A 23323-nucleotide genomic window follows, 5' to 3' on the forward strand; every position below is an offset into this window, starting at 1 on the left:
TTTCTGCATAGAAATAAAACTGGTAAATTATTTTGGAACGATGCGAACTACGTTACTGCCCCGGACTATAACAGTTCCAAGTTTCTTTGTGGATTCTTCGCCTGCCTCTTCCACCTCATCTAGAACCATATTCATATAGTCATCATACCCTGTCAGGACACCATCCAGAACTCTATTGTCCTTCAGTAGTAACGCAACGTGCTTGTTCAAATTTTCTTCCAGAACCTTCATTGGCATTATCATTTATTCAGACCTCAATTGTAATCGTCCATGTCTTGGTTATCGTCCCTGCTCATTATAACTTGGATTAATCCTCTAAGAACCTCTTTCATGTCATTCAGTTCTTTCCTCATGGAGTCAACTTCGTTTGATAATTTCTCCACGTCCTTTATCCTGTTAACATCATTTTTCATCTCACTACACCTTCTGGCACGATATCCCCGTAGTCCTCGGCTACTCTTCTAGATTCCGTTCTTTCACAGTTTGGGCAAAATAGCACGGAGCCCTTCCGTATCATGGTTGTCCTGCATTTCGGGCATATTGTTTTAAGCACTCCGAGATTCTTACCGAGCAACCCTATCTTCAATTCCGATTTATAGATTCCTATGACTTTTCCTCTTACAAGGTCGCCGATCATCATTCCGGAATCCCTGTCGCTTTCCTTCTGTCTTGGAAGATCGGCACGCCCTATGGCAACGTATTCCACTAGATTATGATCCTTATCGACCATTACGGACACCTCGATAACCGCTCTCCCCCTCTCAACTTCTACAACCCTTCCATACACGATGGCACCAACAAAAATCTTCGGTTTGGTCTTTATCGATAAAACTGAAACTGTGAGATCTCTTTCGCTAATGTCGAGAAATCCGTAAATGAGCGAGATAATCTTGCCATGATCTTCATAGGTATTCCTTCCCGGAACGTACTCTTCTGTAGTAGCTATTTCTTCACCGGGTATCACTATTTTTCTTTCTTTTTTATCCATCTTGATCAATCTTAAAATTTATGAGATAAAGAGCAAAGTAAAACCATTCTAATTAAACTTTCTTTATGTTTTCGGTGATCAAAGATGATCATTATTATTCTTTTTTGCGCATTAACCAACGGAGCGGAGAGAGCCAAAACAAATCCCAATTGTGATTATCCTCTTACAGCCTTGAGTAACTTTTCTATTGAGATTTGAGACTGCTCGCCCGTTTTAAGGGTCCTTAACGTTACATCTCCAGACCTTATGTCTTTCTCGCCAATTATAACCGCATAGTCACAGTTATTTGATGAAGCATTCTTCAACTGAGCCGAAAGGCTCCTACCGTTCAGGTCCGATATTGCAGAGGCGCCTGAATCTCTTAGCTCCATAGTAAGATCTATGCAACGATCCGCCAGTTTTTTCGTAGTACAGCAGACGGCGTACCTTTTTCTTTTCGGTTCGGATTTCCATTTGCCTGTTCTTTTCATGAGAATCTCAAGCACAGCATCGCCCATTCCGAATCCTACGGCAGGGATGCTTTGTTCAGACAAAAGATTTGAAAGGTTATCATATCGCCCGCCTCCAAAGATAGCTCTTAATTCTCCTTTCTTATCGAAGCCTTCAAAGACGATACCGGTATAATAACCGAGACCCCTGACTGTGGAAAGACTCACAACAATTCTTGTACTTGTATACTTTTTAATCAAGGCGTAGGTATCTTCCAGGCGATTAACATTCTCCACGGTTTTATCATCCATGAAGATCAGTGAAGAGAGAAAGTCCATAAGATCGGGTGGATTCAGGTTTTTCTCTAGGAGCTTAATTACCGATTCAGCTTGCTCGTCATCTATTCCCTGATCACTAAGCTCCGATAGAAGGGTATCATTTTCCACCTTCCCGTAATGGTCTATGATAGAAAGAGTAGCTGGAGCGTTTGAGATTCCGAGGCTACTCAGTATATTATTCATCAAATTCCGGTCATTTAGCCTGATCTCGTATTCCTCATTCAGGCCAAGATCATCAAGGATATTTGCCGCGAGCCCAATGATTTCTGCATCTGCGTAAATAGAATCAGAACCGAAAATATCCGCATTAAACTGTACGTGCTCTCGTAGCCTTCCAGATTGTGGTTCTTCATATCTCCACAGTTTTGGCATACTGTACCATCTTACGGGCTTAGAGATCTCTTTCCTGGAGGTAAGTAACCTGACCGTGGATGGAGTTGCCTCTGGGATCAGTGTTACTTCCCTTCCACCCTTGTCTTTGAATGAAAAAGTCTGTTTTACCAACTCGTCTCCGGACTTTATCCTGAACAGATCAAGTGGTTCTACGCTTGGGTACTCGATAGGCGCAAAACCGAATCTTGAGGCCACATCCTCCATCTTACTGAATAATTCAAGCCTTACCTGTGCATCTTCCGGAAATATGTCTCTGAAACCTTTAAGGTGCTCGAATCCCATTGGGGGATAAATGGAGAATCAAATATAAACAGTCCTATTCTCGTAAGAGATAGGCTGACTATCTCTTTCATTTATTCTCAAGGATTAGGCGATAGAGCCTTTTGAAGTATCTTGAGAGAGAAAAATGAGAATATGTTCCAAGCGTGTTGTGTACCTGAATCCCATCCTCACCAGATATCCCCCTCCCCAGTATATTTGTTAAGACTTTTTCAGAATCATCGGAAATGGTACTGTAATGGAACTCATGGCCGTAAACCAGATCACCTTTCCTGAACAGAATCGAGGATTTCTTGCTTTTAAGTTTTGTATAGCCCAAAGTTAGCTTGGAATTCTTGTTAACTTTGCCATCGAAGACACCAACCATCCTTAGGTTCCCTTTGTCTGTAACCATCTCCTTCTCAAGGTACATCAGGCCTCCACATTCAGCAAGAATTGGCTTTCCTGATTCAGAATGGTTTTTTAGAAACTCCGAAACCTTGTTATTGCTCGATAGTTCATCTGCGTAGAGTTCTGGGTACCCCCCGCCGAGGTACACAAAGTCAGGGTCATCAGGTGATTCACCCTTCAGTGGTGAAAAGTACTGTACCTTGCCAAGTTCCTCAAGCTTGAAAAGAGAATCAGAATAATAAAAATTAAAAGCCTTATCAAGTGCCACGGCTATTTTAAGATCATTCCGTTGCAATGCATGCGAGTCTGAGTTCACTTTCGCCTTTCTGGATTTTATTGTTCCTGCTTTCTCTATAAAGGAAAAATCTATATTTCTTGAGATTTTTTCTGCCATGCCTCTCAAATTTTCAATCTCAAGGGACGTGTACAAGCCAAGATGTCTTTGAGGAATAGAATATTCTTTATCGTTAGGGATGGCCCCTATTATTCTAGCGCCGTGTTTTTTAAACTCTCTGGATACCATCTCTAAGTGTTTGTCCGAACTGTATTTATTCAGTATAACACCTATGTTCGATTTATGGATGAAACCACTAGCAATGTAATAAGCTGATTCTGCAAGCTTACTGATGTCCACGACAAGTATATACGGGATCTTCAGCTTTTCAAAATAATAATGGGTGCTAAGATCTATCTGTGTGCCGGAATCATACATACCCATTACGCCCTCAACCACTGCATAGTCGAAATTATTGGCCAGAGACGGAAGTATATTAACGTAGTTCCTGCCTTGGATCCATCGGTCCATATTCCAGGTTCTATTTCCTGTCAATTTTGAAGATATCCCGCCGTCTATGTAGTCCGGGCCTATTTTTACGCCGGTAGAATTCTTCAGTTTGCTCAGAATCGCTAACGTTACTGTTGTTTTTCCAGAATCCGTAGATGGAGCCGTGATCCCTACTACTCTCATTATGTGCCGGATAACAGTTTTAATTAAATCTTTATTCTTTCTAGTTTCAATTCCTAATTGTCAACTTAGCTGTTATGTGCTGCTCTTCGAATGCAGATCTTGAATAGCCAGTGAATCACCAAAGAAAGAAATAGCGAATATTTTTATTAACTTCACTATAGCCCAGTTAAGATGATTTACAAACAAGTTAAGAGCGTAAACGGTTGCAGTTGCTTGGATTCTTTCAACGTGGCAAAGGAAAGGCGATCAGAGTAATGACAAAGAAGTGCCCCATTTGTGGTTTTGAAAATCTAGATGATGCTAAGTTTTGCTCTTCTTGTGGTTATTCCTTCTCATCTGAAAGTTCTTCCAGCGGTCCGGCAGTTTCTGTCGCTTCTACAAATCAGGATACGGCTGGAAAGAGTAGATTGTCCAGAGCATTTGACCTGTTCATGAAGAACCTCGCAATTGTGATTCCTTCAGTTGTATTGCTCGTAGTGGAAATTATACTGATGGTGATCCTTGGAGCATTGGCAATGTCGTTCTTTCTGTTCTCTGGGTATTCGATCACTTCTTTTACAGCAGCATCCATCCTCGCTCATGTAATCAGTGCAATTGTATCGGTTGTAATAGCGGTGCTTTATTTCCTGACTTTACACGCTACAATGTACGGTGCTAGGGAAGTAATCCATAATAGAAACGTAAACTTGAATTCAACCTTCGAAAGGGCCATTCCCACTTTTCACGACCTTCTAAAACCTGTAATTTTAATCATAATTATCGGTGCGTTGCTCGGCTATGTCGACGAGTTCCTTTCGATATTGGTCGTTGGTGTTCTCAGCGTTCCAATATATGTAATGTCAGCCTCCATGATCCTGGGGAAATCTAAGGGATTCTCTGAATCCATTAACTGGTTTATTGAATTGTTCAATAAGGATGGCTCAAGTGCTATCGTAATCCTTCTTGGATCACTGTTCAGTATTGTTCCGGTTCTCAACATTTTTGCAATTCCGTATACAGCTGAACTCACCTATATTTCTGTGGACGAAGTTACGGTGCCACAATCAAAGTCGGTTTAAAACAATGCTACATAATTTATATCATTTTATCAACAAATTTTAATTACTAAGTAATACTATTGATAGCTATTGAACTATTACGTGACAGCACTTAGAAATGCCAGATTCAAAATAACGCCGCAAAGACTCGCAGTTGTAGACTTTGTTAGCAGAAATACTCCAGGACATTTCACGGCTGAACAGGTCTTTAGAAATGCAAAAGAGAATGAGCCCACAATTACCCTTGCCACTACTTATAATGCCCTTTATGCACTGGAAAAATCGGGCGCTTTGAAATCCTTCGAATCCAAAAATACAACCTGGTTTGAGTCAAGGGTAAAATTTCACGCTAATTTTATATGCAATGGCTGCGGCAAAATTTATGACATCGATCTGGATGAAAAAAAATTGATGAGTTTGATAAACACAGATGGCTTTGAGGTCGAAGACATGGATCTAATCATTAGGGGAATATGTCCTGATTGTGTGGCAAAGAGACCTAAAAGTAAAGCCTAGAGAAACGGGATCTTTTTCATTTCACTCAAGATACATTTTTTCCATTACTTCTATAGCATCTCTATTTTCTTTTACGTCGTGAACTCTCAAATAATCCACATGATTTTGAGCGAGATATATTGAGGTAGCTATAGTTCCAGGTAGCCTTCCCGTTACATCCTCACCAGTTATCTTCCCCAGGAATCCTTTTCGCGAAGTTCCCACCAATAGGTCTGGTCCGAATTCAAAGGACTTTATATCATGAAGAATACTCAAATTTCCATTGATATCTTTTCCAAAACCTATACCTGGGTCCACTATTATGTCATCAGTAGAAATACCTGCTTCAAGCAGGTTTCGTGCTTGCTTATACAGGAATGAAATCACTTCTGGAACGATATCTGAATAAACAGTTTGATCTTGCATGTTTTCCGGAATCCCCCTCATGTGCATTACTATGCATTTTATTCTGTTCTCCAGCGCCACTTGCACCATGTCATTGTTTGTAAATCCCGAAATGTCGTTGAGAAACGAAATATACTGTGCGAATTTCCTTGCAGTTTCTGGATGTCGTGTATCCAGTGAGAGAGGTACGTTTGAAGTCGTAGAAATATATTCAATATACGGGCGAAGACGTGATATTTCACTTTCAGAAGAAATTTCTTTGCTTCCTGGTCTCGTGCTTTCGCCTCCCACATCAATTACGTCTGGTTTTAAATCTATCAGCCGGTCAAGGTCGCGTATGTCCGAAATCCTCGATGCCGGAAAAAATGAATCCGGAGTGGCGTTAACAATGCCCATAATCTTTGGTTTCTTGAATGAGATCTTTTTCCACCGATTTATCTTACTGACGGATCTTAGCAGAAAAGGAAAATTCTTAAGCGTTTCCGTGGTTGTTTCTTCAGGTAGATATGAAATATCAAGCAAGCAATGATTCATTGAAATCCCTTCAATTATTACAGGTTCCAATTTTTTAATTTTTTTGGTCCCTAATTCTTTTATGTAAAAAGCCTCAAACATCGTAGAGTTCGATGCATTATTAGAATATCTAGTTCTTGCTGGAAAGGCAAAATTCTCTAACATATCTATCTGTTCTCATTTTCTTAAATACCAGAAGCATTATTGTATTTTCTTCTTACTAAGCTAACAGCGAGTCAAATAATTATGTTTCTCCGATATTGTTTATCTGGTAAACCTTATTATTGAATTTGTGATATACTAAGGAGGTTAAAAATATGCATTTTGATGGAACGTTTGAGGTAAAGGCACCTAGAGAAAAGTTATACAATCTTTTGATGGACCCGAACCAGGTTTCTTCCTGTATGCCAGGATTCAAGGGAATTGATGTAACTTCACCTGAAGATTATACAATTGCTCTGAAAGTGGGGGTTGCATTCATAAAGACTGAAGTAAAGATGCACATGCTGGTAAAAGAGGCACAGTCACCTTCACACGCTAAGTTAGTTGGTAACGGTGTTAGCTCAAGCGGCAATCTTGATATGGAAGTCATAGCAGATTTGACTGAAGAAAATGGTCAGACAACCATGAAGTGGGCGGCCGACGCAAATGTAAGTGGGAAGTTGGCATCGATGGGACAACGTATGATAACCGGCCAGGCTGAAAAGATCATCAAGAATATGTTTGATTGCCTCAAGGCAAAGGTTGTTCAATAAGATCGCTACAAGAAGATCGATGCACAATTCTTTCATTATTTTGTTGAAAGAATAAACTTTTCAAGGGTCGAATTATATCTTTCTCTGTCCTCCCACATTGTAAGATGTGAACATCCTTTGAGCACTACCAATTCTGACCCATCTATCTTATTGTTTAATATTTCTGCAACTTTCGGCGTAACCTCGTCATATTCACCCGTGGTGATCAGTGTTGGAATTTTTATTGACGAAATCCTTTCTGTTATGTCCCAGCCGGAAATTGTCCCTGTAATTGTGAATTCGTTCGATCCGTTCATTATGCGGTAAACGTTACGCTCTTCTGCATATTTGAGGGAGCGCAAAACAGGTTCCGGATAATTTTTGAGTCTCAAAAAATGTTCGTGGTAGAAGAGGTCAACTGCTTTCTGGTATTCAGGTCCAGCAATACTGCTTGCTTCATTCGAGTTAATAGCGTCTCTCGCCCAATCTGGGAGCTTATTAATTAACCTGTGCATCTCGACAACCGTAAACGGGACAGAGGAAAGTGCTCCAGAAAGAATAAGGCCATGAAGTTTATCCTGATGCTTCAACGAGTATGCAAGAGCAAGAGCCCCTCCGTACGAAGATCCAAGAAGGAATACCTTACTATCAGATAACAGTGTTCTACGTACTTCTTCTGCCTCATCAACTCCATAATCGATCGAGAATTTAGATAAATCCTCAGGTTCTTCCGATCTTCCACAACCAAACTGGTCATAAAATAAGACAGATATACCTCTGTTTGCAAGATCGGCCACAGGGAGAAGATAGTCATGAGACATACCCGGGCCACCATGCATGGTCATAAGAGTTGCTTTTTCATTCTCTGCCTTGAATAGCTTAAAATATATCTTTATACCAAAAATTTTGGCGTAACCTTCCGAAATATTAACACCATTTTTCATTTGAACAACCTCTCACATTTGCTTGAATCTTCTGGTATGCAATCAGGTATGCTGCATCAATATCGGAACTATCATTGCCCCATCCTTCGTTTCCTGTGTGATTAATCAATGTCATAAAAGCTTATTCGCCTTCAACTGCAGTAGTATTGTTTTGCAAAGTAAACGAATAACTCTTCCGCCTCAGAATTGAGATGATTATTCCGACAACAACCCATACAGCGAATACGATAGACCCTATAATTACTGCCTCATCGATTGATATAAAAGTCCCATAAAAGATGAATCCTAGGATCCCTATTGCCACTACTGGTAAAGCGACATTTAAAGCCCCGAATTTTTTCGTAGCTCTTTTGTTTAGAACCGGAAGTGAAGCGTTGGCAATCGCATGTACTAGCAGAGGTGCAAGTGTAGCCACAACCCCTGCCATCAACCATGCATTGAAGCCAGTTATAGTTAAAGTTCCTACAATTGATACTCCTGCAGCAGCAATTCCTATTACCGCTGCGGAGATATGAGGTGTTTGGTGTTTGTCGTGAATCCTTGAGAGAAACGTAGGAAACACCTTGTCTCTACTCAGTGTCATAGAGATTCTTGAAGAACTGTTGAAGAAAACAACCAGATCGGTCAGAATGCTGTTCACATAAAAAATTGTTAGAATAATAGCCCCTATCATACCGAGATCATTCTTAGTAAGAATTACGCCTGGAACTAGGTTGGAAGCATATGTAGACATATTCAAGGGCCCCCAACCAACGGTGAAAGCATAAGCTGCGAAAATGAAGAAAAGTCCAAGTATAACTGAAGAAAGAAGGATCATATCACCTACCATTTTCTTAGCATTTTTGGCTTCTTCTCCCAAAGGTGTCATCGCACCAAACCCTGAAAAAGCAGTATACATGAAAAGCACACCAAGCATAACACCGCTTAGGCCACCAGAGGCAAACTTTGGCGTGAAAACTTCAACAGTGTTGATAGATGGCTTCGATAGTACTATGAAAAGTCCTATAACAACTACTATGATTATTTCTAGTGTGCCCATGACCATTGCATACCTAAGGGATTGTTTAATGCCGATGACAGAGACGAAGTAGCCAAAAAGCAACGAGATCAGTAATAAAGGCACCCAGGAATATGGTGGAAGATTTATCCCGAAAATTTCAGAGAGTAACGCCGGTAGAAAAACTGAGATGCTCATGGCTATAAAAGCCATTGCGAAAATCTGATAAAGTATGTACATCCATCCAGTAAACGCCCCAGTAACAGGACCAAAGGCATGTTTGCTGTAATCATAGTATCCTCCAGAACCTGCAACTCTCTTAGAAACCCTCGTGATAATGTATGCGTTCAATAATACAACAAAAAATGCAATCAGTGCAGCGAGAGGCAATGCACCAAGTGAATATTGTGCAGCCCCTGTCATGGTTGCTACAGCTGCACCAGCCGGTGCAGATCCGGCAACTCCTTGAAAAAGTATTTCTCTTCTATTTAACACGTTTTTTCTTAGCTCATTGCTAGACATTCTCATACATATAGACATTTGTTATTTAATGATTTGTGTGGAGAACCTGACAGTTTGGATCGGCTATTATGATGGAGAATTAATAACTTGAATTTTTCAAACATCCATTAATTAAGCGTTAGTTTCAAGCATTAATATTCATTATTGCTATATTGTGCGGTCATGGAATCAACACGTAGGTCTCTTGAGAACCTATGCGCAGTTATCTTGTGTTCAGGAATCTCAAAGAGATTCGGTAGCAACAAACTTGTTGCAGATCTTCACGGGAGACCTGTGGTATGGTATGTGCTCAGCAATGTTCGCAAATCTGGAATCGACAGTGTATATATTGTTGCAAATAGCAAAAACTACGGGATTCTTGAAAGCCATCTACCTAAAGAAAATTATATCATCAATAGAAACTACAAGGATGGGTTATCCTCCTCTATCGTCTGCGCTGTAGATGCTCTAAAAGATAAATTCAATAGAATTTTAATAATGAATGGGGATCAGCCTTTTTTTAAATCGTCTTTGATTAAAAACTTGGTTTCTATCCAGGATAACAATCCAAGAAATATAGCGTCTGCTTCCTTCAAAAGATATCCTCGAAATCCTGCCATATTTCCCAACGAATTTTATGATCAATTGCTTCTTTTGAAAGGCGACGCCGGTGCTAGACAAATAATAGTCAAGAACATGGAAAAAGTCTCCCTCCTCGAGATTGCTGATGAGATGTACTTATTTGATATCGATACACAATATGATTACGAGAAAGCACAGTCGCTATTCATGGAATATGCGGAGCATTAATGTTTGGCGGTAAATATCTCCTTATCTTTCTATGTTTTTGTGGTAATCGATGAAAAACTCTTTTAGATATAAAATATATATCTCCTGATGGCAGGAGAAGTTGTTAATGAAGAGACCCAAAGATATATCGTATCAATGCGAAGATTTTTTCACGAGAATCCGGAATTGAGCTTCAAGGAAGATAAAACACTCGAAAGAATTAAGAATGAGCTTCAAACCATTGGATTACAGGTTCACGAGATAAAAGAAGGAGGGCTGTATTCGGACATAGTCGGCGAGAAACCCGGAAAGACAGTGGCCGTCAGAGCTGATGTTGACGCACTCCCTGTCACAGAGGAAACTGATGTACCTTTCAAATCCAAGAATAAAGGGGTAATGCATGCCTGTGGTCACGATGCACACATGGCTATGCTTTTGGGCCTTGCAAAAGTTGCTGTTGCTAGAAAAGCGGAACAGCATGGAACTATAAGACTCTTGTTTCAAAGAGCAGAAGAACGTCCTCCGGGAGGGGCAGTCCATCTCATTAATGGTGGAGCGCTAGATGGTGTTGATTATGTTATCGGCCAGCACGTATTCACAAGATTCGAAAGTGGAAAAGCTGCCTTCTTTTACAGGGAGGCAATGGCAAATGCAGACGAATTCACAATTAGAATTCATGGTAAAGGCGGACACGGTTCTGCACCCGATGAAGCAATCGATGCACTGATGGTTGCATCGGAGTATGTCACAACGGCTCAGACAATAGTGTCTCGACTTGTAAGTCCAAAGAGACCCACAGTTGTGACTTTCGGTACTTTTCAGGCTGGTTACAGGTATAATATCATAGCGGCACATGCAGAATTGACTGGAACAGTCAGAACGTTTGATGACGAAACAAGAAATATAATCAAAGTTAATCTTAAGAAATTACTCTCTCATCTCTGTGAGGCGTATGGAGCAACATACGAATTTGATTACCAGGAAGGTTATCCTGCGGTAGTAGACAATGAAAAAGTAACCCGAATCGTAGAACAGGTGGCTTCGGAAATACTTGGCCCAGAAAATATTTTGCATCCAGATCCTGACATGGGTGGAGAAGATTTTGCGTATTATCTTCAAAAAGTACCTGGGACGTTCTATTTTCTTGGAGTAGGAAACAAAATGAAGGGAATTGACAGCCCTCAACATAGTCCAACGTATAATGTTGACGAGGATGCGCTCCCCAATGGGACGGAAATACTTTATAAGTCAGCAATAACCCTATCAAAAAGCTGATCCAAGAGTCTTAGAGAGCTATAAGATAATGTCAAACCTTGACCACTATTTGATGCGGCAGACCAGATTTGAATAGCAAAAAGAACACTGTTGGTCATATTATGTATGACGGAAAATTTGGTATGAACACCGAAGAATAAGATGATGGTCTCAGGGACTAGCAAACAATAATATTAAACAAATGATCTGTCCCTTAAGGGAGTAGTATAGATAACGTGGAGTTAGCAAATAATAAGGATTTTTATTTTTATGTTTCGATGCGAGGCCTTACGGCTGTTCCGGCATCAGCGTTCATAATTTACATTCTTTGGGTTAGTTTGGAAATAACAAAATCTTCAATAATCTCTGGTATTATCGATTCAATCTCCATAATACCTTTCTTTGGCGCCCCTATATTTGGGACTTTACTGGATACATCCAGAAAGAAGAAACTAATTGGTTTTACAGGGCTATGTTTGGCTATTATAAGTATTCTAATAGTTCCATATTCTTATGTATTTTCAACTTTAATAGCAAAAGTATCCTTATTGATTTTAGCGACATTATTGTTTAGTAGTTCCCGCGAGATACTGGGCAGTCTATACAACGTCCTATCGAAGTCCATTCTAAAAAAGTCGCAGTATAGATCTGGCGTATCCTTAGAGAATACGGTGGCTAATGCAAGTCGTTTAATAGGACAGGCTTTTCTGGGAATAACGTTGGTATATTCATTGTACCTCACGACTACATTTTTGGCCATATTTGAAATAGCAGCAATAATCTTCCTCATTCTTATACCTTCCAAAACCCAGCAAAATAAAGGGAATCCGCAATTAAAATTCATTACGGAAATAAAAAAAGGTTATGATTTCGTCAAAAAGAGTAAAGTTGTCAAGGGAATTATATTGACAAGTGTACTTTCTAATCTATTCGCTGGTATGCTTGATCTTATAATTGTATATTTGGTAGAGATTAAACTATCTCTATCCGCTCTTTTTCTAAGCGGAGTTTTGGTTTCCTTATTATCGGGAACTATTATCGGCACTCTAATCTCGAAAAAATTTAATCAAAACGGTTTCAAAATAATGGGAGGTGGGTTGGTTTTGGCCGGTATCGATATACTTTTTGTCGACTTTACTGTATCATATCTTTATCTCATAATCATTTTCATCATATTCGGGGTTATTTCAGGATTCATAGAAAATGCAGGATCAAATTTGATGCTTAATGAAGTGGATCTCGAAGTATTTTCTAGAGCGAGTGGTTTTGTTTCTGCCTCAAGCTCTGGTGCAATTTTTCTCTCTTCTATCATAGCAGGTTACGTGATATTTTATCTCCGCTATTCCTCTGCCATTCTGATGATTTTTTTGGGGCTTATTGTCGTAGGAACTTTAACATTTCGTTTTAGCAGATTTATTAAAGGTTGATTCAAAATATCTCTATCTTCCTTTCACCTCATTGTTAACGTAGTATGACATACGCCTGAAAGCTTCAAAGGATAGAAAGCAACTAGGTTTACTGTGAGAGAAACTATGTGTTGAATGGATTGGGAAAGTGAAGAATGACTATATTACATGACTCAGGGTAGGCTTTTAAGGCCGTTCGCTTCCATATCTCTAGTTTCTGTGTAAATTGAAAATAATACCACTACTGCAGATATACGAAAAATTAATGGGAATTTGGTAAAAATGTAATGTTTTGAACAATTGTAACGGTATCATCGCTGGACTTTGTGGTAAATAAGAATGTATAGTGTCCCGCCGAGATACTAAGATCTAAGGATTCTCCATGAGAATAAGTGGCATTTTTATCAAGATTAGCTTGTTCTGACTTGTTGTAGCCAACCCATATTACCAAAGCAGTTAGTTTTGTTGAGTTCCAAGAACCAACGATGGTTCCTGAAACGTTACTATTATATGACGAACCAGTACCAATCGACCATCCGTTTGCTGCTGATAAGTTATATTGAGTCCCTTTTAATGCGATTATATTTGATGGAATTTTCTTTGGTTGATTAAGGTCAGAATAATAAATGTTGACAGCAAAGTATGCACTGACCACGACCAAAGCAATGGCAACTGCAACTATAATCTTTTCAAATTCTTTCACAGAATTGCCCCCCTTCATACATCCACAGAATTTGAGTATGTGTCAATGTTAATATTAGACGTAACAGTTAAGATAACAACACCTACAATTTTAATTTTTTCGTTAATAGAAGTGGAATGCATATATGAATATTGTAGCGTGCATAACTACATAACTCACACACTTCCAAAACTAAGTTCATGCAACCTGATTTAGCGTGCCATTTTGAACGTATTAATCGTTGTATTCTTTTTCGTTCTATTCAATCTCTTTAGATTAACGGGCAGTTAGGTTGACTCATTGCGGGCTGTATCTAAATTTTGTAGCAATTGATCTAATAACACATCGCGTCTTTATGCAGATAAAAATTCAGGAGTTTGGGTCGATGAAGCCAAACTCGATAGTAAAAAAAATCTATGGTTTAGAAAAAGCTTCTAGCGAAATATCAAGATTCACTATATCAGAGAGGATAGCTCCTCCCCCTTCCATTAGTTTGTTCCACTTGAGGCCAAAATCCTTCCTGTTAAGTTGCCCCTTCATTGAGAGTCCGAATCTTTCATTACCATAAGGATCAATAATTTTGCCTCCATAGTCGCCGGTCAACTCTATGCGTTTCTGAATCCCATGTATTCCTAGAACCCCTGAAACCTTCAAGTTTTCTCCAGAAACTTCAACTTTCTCTGTTTTGAATGTGATGAATGGAAATTTATCATCCCCGAGGAGTGTCTTATCTGTTCTAAGATCGTTATCTCTCATCTCATTATCCGTGTCTATGCTCTTCCAGTCTATACTTACATCAGCTTTCAGTGTCTCGGGATGTGTGGGGTCGCCGGTGATCTTCGCAGTATAGTTCTTGAATTTACCTCGTACCGTGCTGATCATCATGTGCCTTATAGAGAATCCTAAGTTGCTGTGCACTGTATCTACTGTCCATTCCTTTTCTACAATATTTTGTGCCATTGTTTTTCCCACTCAGGTATAATAATTACAGTTAAATACCTAAGGTAACTTACAGTAAAGTAGATGGCAAGCTATAAACCTGATACTAAGGACATGAATATTAAAGGTAGTACGACAATTTGCCCCATAGTCGAGGCAATAAAGGAAATAGGCTCTGAATGGAAACTAATAGTCATAAGATATCTTGATGATGGGCCAAGTGGATTTAATGATCTATTGAGAACAGCAAACGGAATAAATTCAAAAACACTTTCGTCCACTCTAAAGAGTCTCGAGGAAAGCGGCATTATAGTACGTAATGTCCAGAGCACGCGGCCATTTCGCGTAAGATATGAGCTCACATCAAAAGGCAAGGCTCTGAACAAGGCATTAATGGATCTGAAAGAATGGGGACAGGAATGGGTTGTTTCAATTCCTGATAATCAAGTTGCCACTTAGAGAAAATTTGACTCTTTTACCCTAACAAATGTGTTATTTCTTAAATCAATGAGGGTTTTAACTGCTAATGGGAATATTTATATATAATTATGTATTATTGTGTAATATATACGAGTAAAATATACACAATCAGGGAGGCATGCGACATACTGCAGGTAGATGCAACCACATTGAGAAGATGGGATCGTGAGGGGAAAATACACTGCATAAGACTGTCAAATAACTTCAGAAGGGTTCCTGAGGAGGAAATAAACAGGATATTAGGGGTAAAGAGCAATAGAATAGATGCAATATACGCAAGGGTATCCTCTAACGATCAGAAGAATGATCTATATAACCAGATCAATAGATTGAAATCATTACACATGGATGCACAGGTATTCAGCGATATAAAATCTGGATTGAAATTCAACAGAAAGGGATTCACTGAACTGTTGAATATGATTGAGGAGGATAAAATAAATAACATATATGTTACTCATAAGGACAGGCTGGCAAGGTTTGGCTTTGATCTGATAGAGAATATATGCAAAATCCATGGTACAAGAGTAATAGAGGTGGATGGGGAAGAAATACCATCGGCAAATGAGGAACTAACTAGGGATTTAATATCCATAATAACATCATTCTCAGCAAGGTTGTACGGGTTAAGGTCTCATAAGATGAAGAATATTTTGGATGCGGTAAAAGGATGAGCCATAAGTGGAAATCTATCGGCGAGAAAAGAACCATATCATTCAGTTATGTTCCAGGGAGTAACATACTGAAATATCTAACTGACATGCGGGATTTAACAAATAAGGCCATACTCAATGCATATTCAATAGCAAAATCAGATAATAATCAACTGCCTTCACCGATCACCTTGAGAAGGTCGTTGAAAAGATATTATGACAGTAACATGATTTATGCAAAGCACCATATCAATCCTGTATGCAGAACTGCCATAGCAATACTTAGGTCATACAAGAAAAACAATAATGGGAAATTGAAGGTCGTTAAAGCAGAAAGACTATCGATGAGGATAGATTCTGAGCTGGCAAGGATAGAGGATAATAAAGTAAGGATAACAATAAAGCCTCATGAGTATGAATACATCGATATTGTTGATAAAAATAAGAAATTCAGTGAATACTCCAATCATCCCGTATCAGAGGTATTATTAACGGAAAGTAGAGTATACATCACGTTCATAACAGGAAGCGATAATAAGCCTGTGATTGGAGATAATATAATAGGATTTGATTTAAACTTTAAATCAGTTGATTACACAGTAATAAAAAATAACAGGATAGTTGAGGTGAACTCCATAGATACATCCGACATAGCAAAAACTCAAAGGGACTACACGAGGAAGAGAACAAAGATACAGAAGCATATTAAGAATCCCGCCAAACGGATCAGGAAACTGAAAGAGGCAACACACAGACAGCAGAATGTCGTAAGGGACAAACTCCAGAAACTAACGACCGGAATAGTTGATGATAACAGAGATAAGACCTTCGTGTTCGAGAATTTGACAAATATAAAAAAGGAGGGGCAAAAAAAGAAATATAAGGATAATAAAAAAGACAATAAAGCCAGCAAGGGACGGAATAGTACTCCGAAGTCTAAGAGGTTCAGAACAGATATTGGCAGATGGCCATACAGACTGTTCCAAAAATTTGTAGATTATAAATCCAATAACAGAACACTGTACATAAATCCAGAGGGGACTTCTTCTGAATGTCCTGTATGTGGTGGAAAATTAAAGCACCCAATCTGGAAAAAATCTGAATGCAATAACTGTGGTGTAACCTTCAGCAGGGATAGATTATCCTCATTATCTATCTCTGCCAAGGGATTACGCCTATGCGGTACCCCGTTTACCGTGAGTGGCAGTGCCTCCTGGTATTCTATGAAGAATAGTTACCTGTACCATCCAGATCAGGGCAACTATTGAGAATTCCAGCGACTGCAAGAAAGAGATGCATAACAGTGCATAATATTTCAGGAACGGCTTCATCTATCTGTTCCCTAGAGTTCATCACTATTGGCCCATACCAATAAATTGGTTCGTTTAATGGTTTTCCGGCCAAAAAGATAAACCTTGCTTTGCCACCGTTTGTTGACAGGACAATTCTTTCACCGTTCCTTGAGAATACGCCGAGATTTCCTGCTGCAAGTGTCTCCCTTGCCTTCGATTCGCTTGTTACACTGCCAGCGATTACGTATATCATGGAGTTTAACCCATTCTCTACACTGAGTTCGAAAGTAGATTCATCTTCCATAAAAACATCAAAATATGAGGTCTTCAGCGGGTTTTGTTCAAGCAAACCATCTATCCCAAAGTAGTTCCCAGCAACAATCTTGACGATTGCTCCGTTACCGTTATCAATTTTAGGAAACTCATTTCCCTTGAAATCTCTATACGTAGGCATAGACATCTTTTTGGAAGCCGGCATATTTAGCCACAGCTGCATACCTACAACGCTGTTTGGCATACCAGTGGTTTTAAGCAATTCTTGCGGATCCTTTTCATTCAATGGTTTCGGCATTTCTTGATGAAATATACCGCTACCTGCTGTCATCCACTGTATATCCGACGGATATATCGTTCCCTTATGTCCCTCACTGTCCTCATGTTCAACTTTTCCCTCAAGCAAATAGGTCACAGTTTCTATTCCTCGATGGGGATGCCATGGGAAGCCCGCGATGTAGTCTTCGATTCTATTGGATCCAAAATGGTCAAGTAGAAGAAATGGATCCGTTATCTTGGCGGATTCGTGTCCTCCAAAAATTCTCTTTAGCTTTACACCTGCGCCATCCTGTGTATTCGTTCCGTGAAACACATAGTCTATATTTTTTATCATTTTGACCACCATTGTGATGTACTTTGTATAGTTACTCTATTTATTAAAGCTACTTAAGCTTAGTCATTGAATTCATGGTGAAATTTGTAGCATTATGTTTATTTGTTCTTGGTGTCAAGATAAGAATTAAAATCGTTAACAAATTCTGTTAAATCGGCAACGATTCCATAGTCTGAATACTTGAATATTTCTGCATTTGGATCGCTATTCACCGATATTATGATCTTTGAGTAGCGAATTCCAACAACATGATTGGGCTGTCCTGATATCCCTAAATTCAGATAGATGGACGGAGATATGGACGTGCCGGTAAGTCCTATCTGCTGCTGCCTGGGAACAAATTTCATATCCACCACAGGTCTGGATGCTCCAACTGATGCATCAAGTTTCCCGGCTAGCCTAACGATCTCCTGAACAAAGTTCTTGTTTTTAACCCCTCTCCCGAATCCTATAACAATATTTTTTGAATTCAATGGGGTAAATTCGCTAGGAACGGGTGTTTCCTCAATTACTTGTATCTGTGACATATAGTCAGAAGGCAGTTCAATAATTTCAGGACTAGAATTTGGGATCATTTTTTTGAACATTCCCGGGCGAACCGTAGCCATCTGGGGATCTGTTTTCGAATAAATCGATGCGACAACATTTCCCCCAAAAGCTGGTTTGTACTGTATTAGTCTTCCATTGGCAATATCCAGATCAACGCAGTCTGCAGTCAAACCAAGGGACATTTTAGCAGCAATAGAAGCAGCAATGTCTCGTCCATTGATTGTTGATGGAAATATTACATATTTTGGGCTATTTTTATTGATAAAATTATAAAGGGATGCAGTTAACTCATCAACGTTTTTTGCTCCGACGTAATAATACTTATTTCCAACAAGCGTCGAAGCCTTAGCAGGCTCTATGTTCCCAAATATTATTGTGTTTAACGAGTTTTTTGAAGCAAGTTCAGCACATTTCGAGGAGATCTCTTCGGAGATCTGAATATCGTCGATCGCAACAGATAGTATGGAATCATGCCCATTCTCATAGTCATTAACCTGGATTTTCTCTGTGTTGTTGCCAGTTTTGGAGTTGTTTTCGATGATTTTCATGATCTTGTCAAAAACATTGGATTCATAGCTAAGCATGGTAGCCTCTCTCTTGCTTTCCATTAATTTTGTGCCCTGAACCACTGTAGGACTGAATTCCTGTCCAGTGATATCTAAGCTGATTTTAACAGAATCAAAAATTTCTATTTTTGAAGACATGTCCGGGGTTCCGGGCTTAATAGCACGTGCCTTGTTGATCTTCTCGCTTACAGATAAAACGGCAGGTATAGCGATCTTAGCTTTGGAAGTACCTCTCTCAAGATCTCTCTCTACAACTATGGAATCTTCATTTATAGTTTCAATCTTGGAAACAGATGAAAGAAATTGGTAATCCAAGAAAACAGCCACTTCTGGAGGAACCTGCGAAGTTTCTCCGTCGAGGGAATACTTACCTGTCAATATCAGGTCTGGTTTCTCTATTTTTGCAAATTCCGACAGGATCTTGGAGGTTGCGAGGGTATCCGATCCGCCAAACTTTCTGTCCGATATTAGTGCGGCCCTATCAATACCCATTCTAAGTGCTTCATTTAATACCTGAGAAGCCTGAGTTGGTCCCATGGAGGCCACTATTGTTTCCATGCCATAGGTATCTTTTAGCCTAAGCGCTTCCTCAACAGCCTTTTTATCAAAAGAATTCATGGAAAGAGGTACGCCATCCCTGACAATCCGCTTTGTGTTCTCGTCAAATTTTATCATGTTTACATCTGGGATCTGCTTGATAAAAACTAAAACCTTCATGGAGGGCAAATTATGTCTACTTAGATAAACATAAGTGGTACGACGCTAACCTAATAAATTTTTTATGAAAAACTGAATTTAAGTAACACTGCCTTTATGCATCCTGCATTAATGTTTCTTCAACATCCATTTCAGACCTTCTGATTTTTCTCCTGAAATGAATTCTGCAGGCATAATCTCATTTTTGCGGAAATGTCTCCAGAAATATATGTTTGCACTATTTATGATTGAGTTTTTGTCCTTTTGTGAGCGGGCACTGAATCCAACGGAATAGAGAAGCACGGACGATGCATATTCCCCTAATTTTGATAACAGATCCTTGGCAAACAGCTCACCGGTTCCCAATTCTAGCATGGAATTTAAAAAGGAAACAAGGTTTCCTCTTTCTTCATTTAGCATACTTCTCACTCTATCGTCAGGTATAGCAGATGTCAGTTGATCAAATTCCTTTAGGAATAAAATATGGGCTTTCTTTTTCTGAATCGCTTCAAGCATATCCAGGGCTTGGATGTTGCTAGTTCCCTCCCAAATTGACGTTACAATGGCGTCTCTGTGGAATTTTGCTACGGGAAATTCTTCAAAGAACCCTATTCCGCCGAAAATTTCCATGGAATAGCGAGTGACTTCTGCAGATGTCCAGGATGCCATATTCTTGGCAATGTGAGACAGGAGTCTGGCGTAGTTGTAATCATCTGAATAAGGAGGTTGGGATTTTGAAGATTTTGAGAATTTATCTGCTGCGAGAACAGATAAGAATATCGCCGCCTCAAGCTCAGATTCGTTCTCAAGAAAATCTCTGAGAAGCAATGGATGATCTATTATCTTCTTTCCAAAAGCCTCCCTTTGATTCGCAAACAAATAAGCTTCCCATAAGGCTTTTCTCGCAATTCCCACTGCAGCTATTGCATCATCTATCCTTGAAATTGTTAGTATTTCCATTGCATAATAAACGCCCTTGTTCATGTTCCCAATCAGAAAACCATTGGAATTTACAAATTCAACCTCTCCGGTAGGGACTGCTATGGTGCCCAGTTTGTCTTTTAGCCTTCTAATCTGATAATTTAGATCCCCGTTATCCTTATACGCTGGAACAAAGAACACTCCTAAATTTTTTGCACCATATCCCTCTTTTACCTTGGCGGTGACAATTGCTCCATCGGCAAGTCCAGCGTCACTTGCGAAGTACTTATCGGTTCCATTTAGGACCCACGAATCATCTCTTTGTGTAGCGACGGTGTTGTTGGCGCCAAGATCGCTTCCTCCCTGTGTTTCGCTGTAATACGTCGCTCCAAGCCATGGGTCGTCAAGAGACAAATAATTTTTCAGGTATCTGTCCTTCAAATTTCGGTCTCCATATTTTGAAATAGCATAAGCTGTCTGCGCAGTTAGAGTAAGTGTACAGAACAATCCTGAATCGGATATTAAGTAGCCAGATAGAAAATGGTATGTTAAAGGAAAGTCTGATTCTATACTTTTTCTTACAATTCCAAAAGAAAGCAGTTTGTTCAATAAATTTCTATGATCTGGAGATATTCTGACATAGTCTATCCTTTTTCCCAGAACACTCCACGTTCTAAGGATTGGTTTTGCCTCATGATCTATGAAATCGGCTGATTCTACCACTTCGTTGGAAACAAAAAGGCCTAGGTCAGCCAAGTCAGAGTCGTACTTAATATCAAGAAATTGGACGATGTTGACAAGTGGAACATCATCAAGTAAATAGTTAACTCCTTTGCTCAAAAATATTTCAGAAAATTGGTTTTTCATATGTAATAATCACATGGTTCCTTAATACTTTTTATAATCCAATACCCGTTCTATACGAGTTTACTTAAATGTGTTCTGCACAAGTATTTATAACAAAATCGTGATTATGAATGTGCCCCAGAACGAGCGGTGCATAGTATGAGAAAATCATCTTAATATTGCCTGATCGTTATTGGGAAAGTAACTTGTGGATGATGAAAATGGTTAACGTAATTGTGCTGATAAAACAGATGCTTGACTTAGAACAGATAAGATCTGACCCAGGGACAGGAAAACCTATAAAAAATGGAGTTCCCGCAAAACTGGAAACCTTAAGTGAAAATTCAATAGAGGCTGCAGTAACACTGAAAGAGAAATATGGAGGAAAAGTTACTGCGATACTTTTCGGCAATGAACAATCATCAGCATCAATGAAACGTGCGTACGCAATGGGAGTTGATGATGGATATATCATCACGGGCTACAAGGAGAGTAATTATCTTTTCACTGCTCGGGTTTTAGCCGAGAAAATAAAGGAATTGCCGCACGACGTAATTATTCTGGGTAATCAATCTGCTGATACATTCTCCGGATTTCTCTCAGGGCAGCTCTCTGCATTATTGGGCGAACCGCTCCTAGGCAATTCCGTCTCAATAGACATCGAAGGCGATGCAGTAAAAGTTAAGAGAAATCTTGAAAATAAGAGCCTGATTATTAGTGCAAAAAAGCCTGCTATAGTTTCAGTCAGTCAAGAGATTAATGAACCTAGACTCCCGCCAGTTATGCAGATCATGGCTGCAGGAAGAAAACCAATACACACCGAGGCACCAAAAATACAGCCAAGTGGATCTGTACAAATCCTCAGTGAGATTTCTCCAAAAAGTGACAGGAAGAAGATAATATTTGAGGATGTGGATAAGGGTGTTTCTGAAGTAGGTAAGATTCTAAAGGAGGCGACAAGATGAAAGCTTTGGTATTTTCCGAGAATTCATCTCTGGCTGCGCAAGTGATCTCAGGCTTGAAATCAGTTCTTGATTTTTCGGTTGCTGTTCCAAAGGATGAAGCAGATTCCGTATCAGAGTATGGAGCAAAGGAAGTAATCTCGCTGGACGGCAATCTACAAACTGATGCCATTGGAAAAAAGATTTCAGAGCTTATGAGCAGCTATGATTTCCTCTTCGTTCCTTCAACCGTACTGGGAAGGGAAGTGGCAGGTTATGTTTCCGCTGCATTGGGCCAGATAGCAATTCCTGAGATAAGTAAATTTGAGATAGCGGATTCCAAGTGTAAAACGAGCAGTCTTTCCCTTGGTGGTAAATCAATAATTGATGTTATTTCTAATGCAAAAGTTCTGACTGTAGCCCCAGGTTTTGCTGACCAGGTTAAAGTACCGGAGAAATCCAAGATTTCGGCAATGACTTTACCAGATTCTTCCATAACTATCATATCTGAAGAAGAGAAAAAAGGCACTGGAGTAAATATTGAATCTGCAAAGGTCATAGTTTCGATAGGACGCGGAATTGGAAAGAAAGAGTCTATATCTGTCGTTGATCCCCTGTTAAAAGTTGTTCATGGCGAACTTGCTGGCTCCAGGCCAGTTTGCTTAGATTATCAATGGCTATCGGAAGATCGGCAGGTCGGATTGTCAGGTAAAAAGGTTAATCCTAATGTGTACATTGCCGTCGGAATATCCGGACAGATCCAACACATTGCCGGAATGCGTGGCTCAAAGATTGTAGTGGCTATTAACAGGGACAAGTCAGCACCAATATTCGAAGAATGCGACTACGGTATCGTTGGAGATCTGTTCCAGATCGTACCAAAACTCGTTGCAGCCATAAGTGGATAGGCTGGTCCTCAGGAAATATTAAACCATCTCTTACATTTGCCTCAAACTGTTCATTTAAACGCACTTGAGAGTACTTATTCTTAGGGTGTTCTTCATTTTCTCACC

24 protein-coding genes are annotated in these 23323 nt (G+C 39.5%); 11 read left to right on the forward strand and 13 right to left on the reverse strand.

Annotated elements, in window-relative coordinates:
• Nucleotides 1-27: 27 nt before the first annotated feature.
• From LVQ96_01095 to LVQ96_01115, 5 genes are all read right to left on the reverse strand, one after another.
• Nucleotides 28-243, reverse strand: a complete 216-nt coding sequence (locus tag LVQ96_01095; protein MCW6169751.1) for an RNA-binding protein — start codon at nucleotides 241-243, stop codon at nucleotides 28-30.
• A gap of 11 nt (nucleotides 244-254) precedes the next feature.
• On the reverse strand, nucleotides 255-413 hold the full coding sequence (locus tag LVQ96_01100) for a hypothetical protein (protein ID MCW6169752.1): 159 nt from the start codon (nucleotides 411-413) through the stop codon (nucleotides 255-257).
• On the reverse strand, nucleotides 410-988 hold the full coding sequence (locus tag LVQ96_01105) for an exosome complex RNA-binding protein Csl4 (GenBank protein ID MCW6169753.1): 579 nt from the start codon (nucleotides 986-988) through the stop codon (nucleotides 410-412). The genes LVQ96_01100 and LVQ96_01105 overlap by 4 nt, the downstream gene beginning before the upstream one ends.
• 155 nt (nucleotides 989-1143) lie before the next feature.
• Nucleotides 1144-2430 (reverse strand): histidine--tRNA ligase, encoded by a 1287-nt coding sequence (hisS, locus tag LVQ96_01110; protein MCW6169754.1) that lies wholly within the window; start codon nucleotides 2428-2430, stop codon nucleotides 1144-1146.
• A gap of 67 nt (nucleotides 2431-2497) precedes the next feature.
• Nucleotides 2498-3784 carry a cobyrinate a,c-diamide synthase gene (locus LVQ96_01115; GenBank protein MCW6169755.1) on the reverse strand — a complete coding sequence of 429 codons (1287 nt, stop codon included), beginning with the start codon at nucleotides 3782-3784 and terminating at the stop codon, nucleotides 2498-2500.
• Nucleotides 3785-4038: 254 nt separating this feature from the next.
• Here LVQ96_01115 and LVQ96_01120 point away from each other — a divergent pair, with 254 nt between their 5' ends.
• Nucleotides 4039-4842 (forward strand): zinc-ribbon domain-containing protein, encoded by an 804-nt coding sequence (locus LVQ96_01120; GenBank protein ID MCW6169756.1) that lies wholly within the window; start codon nucleotides 4039-4041, stop codon nucleotides 4840-4842.
• Nucleotides 4843-4911: 69 nt separating this feature from the next.
• Nucleotides 4912-5337, forward strand: a complete 426-nt coding sequence (locus tag LVQ96_01125) for a transcriptional repressor (GenBank protein ID MCW6169757.1) — start codon at nucleotides 4912-4914, stop codon at nucleotides 5335-5337.
• Nucleotides 5338-5358: 21 nt separating this feature from the next.
• Here the strand turns inward: LVQ96_01125 and folP are convergent, their stop codons facing one another.
• Entirely contained in the window at nucleotides 5359-6255 is an 897-nt protein-coding gene (folP, locus tag LVQ96_01130) for a dihydropteroate synthase (protein MCW6169758.1), read from the reverse strand.
• A 296-nt stretch (nucleotides 6256-6551) separates the two neighbouring features.
• On the opposite strand from folP, the gene LVQ96_01135 reads away from it, so the two are divergent.
• The gene (locus LVQ96_01135; protein ID MCW6169759.1) at nucleotides 6552-6989 is read left to right on the forward strand and encodes a carbon monoxide dehydrogenase subunit G; all 438 of its coding nucleotides are present in this window, start codon (nucleotides 6552-6554) and stop codon (nucleotides 6987-6989) included.
• A gap of 35 nt (nucleotides 6990-7024) precedes the next feature.
• On the opposite strand, the gene LVQ96_01140 is transcribed toward LVQ96_01135, so the two are convergent.
• Entirely contained in the window at nucleotides 7025-7912 is an 888-nt protein-coding gene (locus LVQ96_01140) for a proline iminopeptidase-family hydrolase (GenBank protein MCW6169760.1), read from the reverse strand.
• A 121-nt stretch (nucleotides 7913-8033) separates the two neighbouring features.
• Entirely contained in the window at nucleotides 8034-9431 is a 1398-nt protein-coding gene (locus tag LVQ96_01145) for an APC family permease (protein MCW6169761.1), read from the reverse strand.
• Between the two features lie 162 nt (nucleotides 9432-9593).
• Here LVQ96_01145 and LVQ96_01150 point away from each other — a divergent pair, with 162 nt between their 5' ends.
• From LVQ96_01150 to LVQ96_01160, 3 genes are all read left to right on the forward strand, one after another.
• Nucleotides 9594-10220, forward strand: a complete 627-nt coding sequence (locus tag LVQ96_01150) for a nucleotidyltransferase family protein (protein ID MCW6169762.1) — start codon at nucleotides 9594-9596, stop codon at nucleotides 10218-10220.
• A gap of 87 nt (nucleotides 10221-10307) precedes the next feature.
• Nucleotides 10308-11474, forward strand: a complete 1167-nt coding sequence (locus tag LVQ96_01155) for an amidohydrolase (GenBank protein MCW6169763.1) — start codon at nucleotides 10308-10310, stop codon at nucleotides 11472-11474.
• A 215-nt stretch (nucleotides 11475-11689) separates the two neighbouring features.
• A complete protein-coding gene (locus LVQ96_01160; GenBank protein MCW6169764.1) occupies nucleotides 11690-12880 on the forward strand; it encodes an MFS transporter in 1191 nt (396 codons plus the stop codon).
• Between the two features lie 241 nt (nucleotides 12881-13121).
• Here LVQ96_01160 and LVQ96_01165 read toward each other — a convergent pair whose 3' ends face one another.
• Together LVQ96_01165 and LVQ96_01170 are read right to left on the reverse strand one after the other, a co-directional pair.
• Nucleotides 13122-13562: a hypothetical protein gene (locus tag LVQ96_01165; GenBank protein MCW6169765.1), complete on the reverse strand. Its 441-nt coding sequence runs from the start codon at nucleotides 13560-13562 to the stop codon at nucleotides 13122-13124.
• Between the two features lie 393 nt (nucleotides 13563-13955).
• Nucleotides 13956-14501 (reverse strand): YceI family protein, encoded by a 546-nt coding sequence (locus LVQ96_01170; GenBank protein MCW6169766.1) that lies wholly within the window; start codon nucleotides 14499-14501, stop codon nucleotides 13956-13958.
• A 63-nt stretch (nucleotides 14502-14564) separates the two neighbouring features.
• Between LVQ96_01170 and LVQ96_01175 the strand changes: the two genes are divergently transcribed.
• The 3 genes from LVQ96_01175 (at nucleotide 14565) to LVQ96_01185 (ending at nucleotide 16881) form a co-directional block, all read left to right on the forward strand.
• A complete protein-coding gene (locus tag LVQ96_01175) occupies nucleotides 14565-14939 on the forward strand; it encodes a helix-turn-helix transcriptional regulator (protein MCW6169767.1) in 375 nt (124 codons plus the stop codon).
• A gap of 89 nt (nucleotides 14940-15028) precedes the next feature.
• Nucleotides 15029-15634 carry an IS607 family transposase gene (locus tag LVQ96_01180; protein MCW6169768.1) on the forward strand — a complete coding sequence of 202 codons (606 nt, stop codon included), beginning with the start codon at nucleotides 15029-15031 and terminating at the stop codon, nucleotides 15632-15634.
• Complete coding sequence (locus LVQ96_01185; GenBank protein MCW6169769.1) at nucleotides 15631-16881, forward strand: transposase; 1251 nt, start codon at nucleotides 15631-15633, stop codon at nucleotides 16879-16881. The genes LVQ96_01180 and LVQ96_01185 overlap by 4 nt, the downstream gene beginning before the upstream one ends.
• On the opposite strand, the gene LVQ96_01190 is transcribed toward LVQ96_01185, so the two are convergent.
• The 3 genes from LVQ96_01190 to LVQ96_01200 form a co-directional block, all read right to left on the reverse strand.
• A complete protein-coding gene (locus LVQ96_01190) occupies nucleotides 16835-17791 on the reverse strand; it encodes a pirin family protein (protein MCW6169770.1) in 957 nt (318 codons plus the stop codon). The genes LVQ96_01185 and LVQ96_01190 overlap by 47 nt on opposite strands.
• Before the next feature lie 98 nt (nucleotides 17792-17889).
• Nucleotides 17890-19623 (reverse strand): FAD-binding protein, encoded by a 1734-nt coding sequence (locus tag LVQ96_01195; GenBank protein MCW6169771.1) that lies wholly within the window; start codon nucleotides 19621-19623, stop codon nucleotides 17890-17892.
• Between the two features lie 108 nt (nucleotides 19624-19731).
• Nucleotides 19732-21390, reverse strand: coding sequence for an acyl-CoA dehydrogenase family protein (locus LVQ96_01200; protein ID MCW6169772.1), 1659 nt, complete (start codon nucleotides 21388-21390; stop codon nucleotides 19732-19734).
• Nucleotides 21391-21590: 200 nt separating this feature from the next.
• Between LVQ96_01200 and LVQ96_01205 the strand changes: the two genes are divergently transcribed.
• Together LVQ96_01205 and LVQ96_01210 are read left to right on the forward strand one after the other, a co-directional pair.
• Nucleotides 21591-22334, forward strand: a complete 744-nt coding sequence (locus LVQ96_01205) for an electron transfer flavoprotein subunit beta/FixA family protein (GenBank protein MCW6169773.1) — start codon at nucleotides 21591-21593, stop codon at nucleotides 22332-22334.
• Nucleotides 22331-23218, forward strand: a complete 888-nt coding sequence (locus tag LVQ96_01210) for an electron transfer flavoprotein subunit alpha/FixB family protein (protein MCW6169774.1) — start codon at nucleotides 22331-22333, stop codon at nucleotides 23216-23218. Before LVQ96_01205 ends, LVQ96_01210 begins: the two co-directional genes overlap by 4 nt.
• Nucleotides 23219-23323: the final 105 nt, after the last annotated feature.

The sequence above is a fragment of the Thermoplasmatales archaeon genome (genome assembly GCA_026127925.1).
GTDB lineage: Archaea > Thermoplasmatota > Thermoplasmata > Thermoplasmatales > Thermoplasmataceae > JAKAYB01.

Coding starts and splice junctions, on each gene's coding strand:
- LVQ96_01095 (MCW6169751.1), bottom strand. CDS start 243: ATGATAATGCCAATGAAGGTTCTGGAAGAAAATTTGAACAAGCACGTT.
- LVQ96_01100 (MCW6169752.1), bottom strand. CDS start 413: ATGAAAAATGATGTTAACAGGATAAAGGACGTGGAGAAATTATCAAAC.
- LVQ96_01105 (MCW6169753.1), bottom strand. CDS start 988: ATGGATAAAAAAGAAAGAAAAATAGTGATACCCGGTGAAGAAATAGCT.
- hisS (MCW6169754.1), bottom strand. CDS start 2,430: ATGGGATTCGAGCACCTTAAAGGTTTCAGAGACATATTTCCGGAAGAT.
- LVQ96_01115 (MCW6169755.1), bottom strand. CDS start 3,784: ATGAGAGTAGTAGGGATCACGGCTCCATCTACGGATTCTGGAAAAACA.
- LVQ96_01120 (MCW6169756.1), top strand. CDS start 4,039: ATGACAAAGAAGTGCCCCATTTGTGGTTTTGAAAATCTAGATGATGCT.
- folP (MCW6169758.1), bottom strand. CDS start 6,255: ATGAATCATTGCTTGCTTGATATTTCATATCTACCTGAAGAAACAACC.
- LVQ96_01135 (MCW6169759.1), top strand. CDS start 6,552: ATGCATTTTGATGGAACGTTTGAGGTAAAGGCACCTAGAGAAAAGTTA.
- LVQ96_01140 (MCW6169760.1), bottom strand. CDS start 7,912: ATGAAAAATGGTGTTAATATTTCGGAAGGTTACGCCAAAATTTTTGGT.
- LVQ96_01145 (MCW6169761.1), bottom strand. CDS start 9,431: ATGTCTAGCAATGAGCTAAGAAAAAACGTGTTAAATAGAAGAGAAATA.
- LVQ96_01150 (MCW6169762.1), top strand. CDS start 9,594: ATGGAATCAACACGTAGGTCTCTTGAGAACCTATGCGCAGTTATCTTG.
- LVQ96_01155 (MCW6169763.1), top strand. CDS start 10,308: ATGGCAGGAGAAGTTGTTAATGAAGAGACCCAAAGATATATCGTATCA.
- LVQ96_01170 (MCW6169766.1), bottom strand. CDS start 14,501: ATGGCACAAAATATTGTAGAAAAGGAATGGACAGTAGATACAGTGCAC.
- LVQ96_01175 (MCW6169767.1), top strand. CDS start 14,565: ATGGCAAGCTATAAACCTGATACTAAGGACATGAATATTAAAGGTAGT.
- LVQ96_01180 (MCW6169768.1), top strand. CDS start 15,029: ATGTATTATTGTGTAATATATACGAGTAAAATATACACAATCAGGGAG.
- LVQ96_01185 (MCW6169769.1), top strand. CDS start 15,631: ATGAGCCATAAGTGGAAATCTATCGGCGAGAAAAGAACCATATCATTC.
- LVQ96_01190 (MCW6169770.1), bottom strand. CDS start 17,791: ATGATAAAAAATATAGACTATGTGTTTCACGGAACGAATACACAGGAT.
- LVQ96_01195 (MCW6169771.1), bottom strand. CDS start 19,623: ATGAAGGTTTTAGTTTTTATCAAGCAGATCCCAGATGTAAACATGATA.
- LVQ96_01200 (MCW6169772.1), bottom strand. CDS start 21,390: ATGAAAAACCAATTTTCTGAAATATTTTTGAGCAAAGGAGTTAACTAT.
- LVQ96_01205 (MCW6169773.1), top strand. CDS start 21,591: ATGGTTAACGTAATTGTGCTGATAAAACAGATGCTTGACTTAGAACAG.
- LVQ96_01210 (MCW6169774.1), top strand. CDS start 22,331: ATGAAAGCTTTGGTATTTTCCGAGAATTCATCTCTGGCTGCGCAAGTG.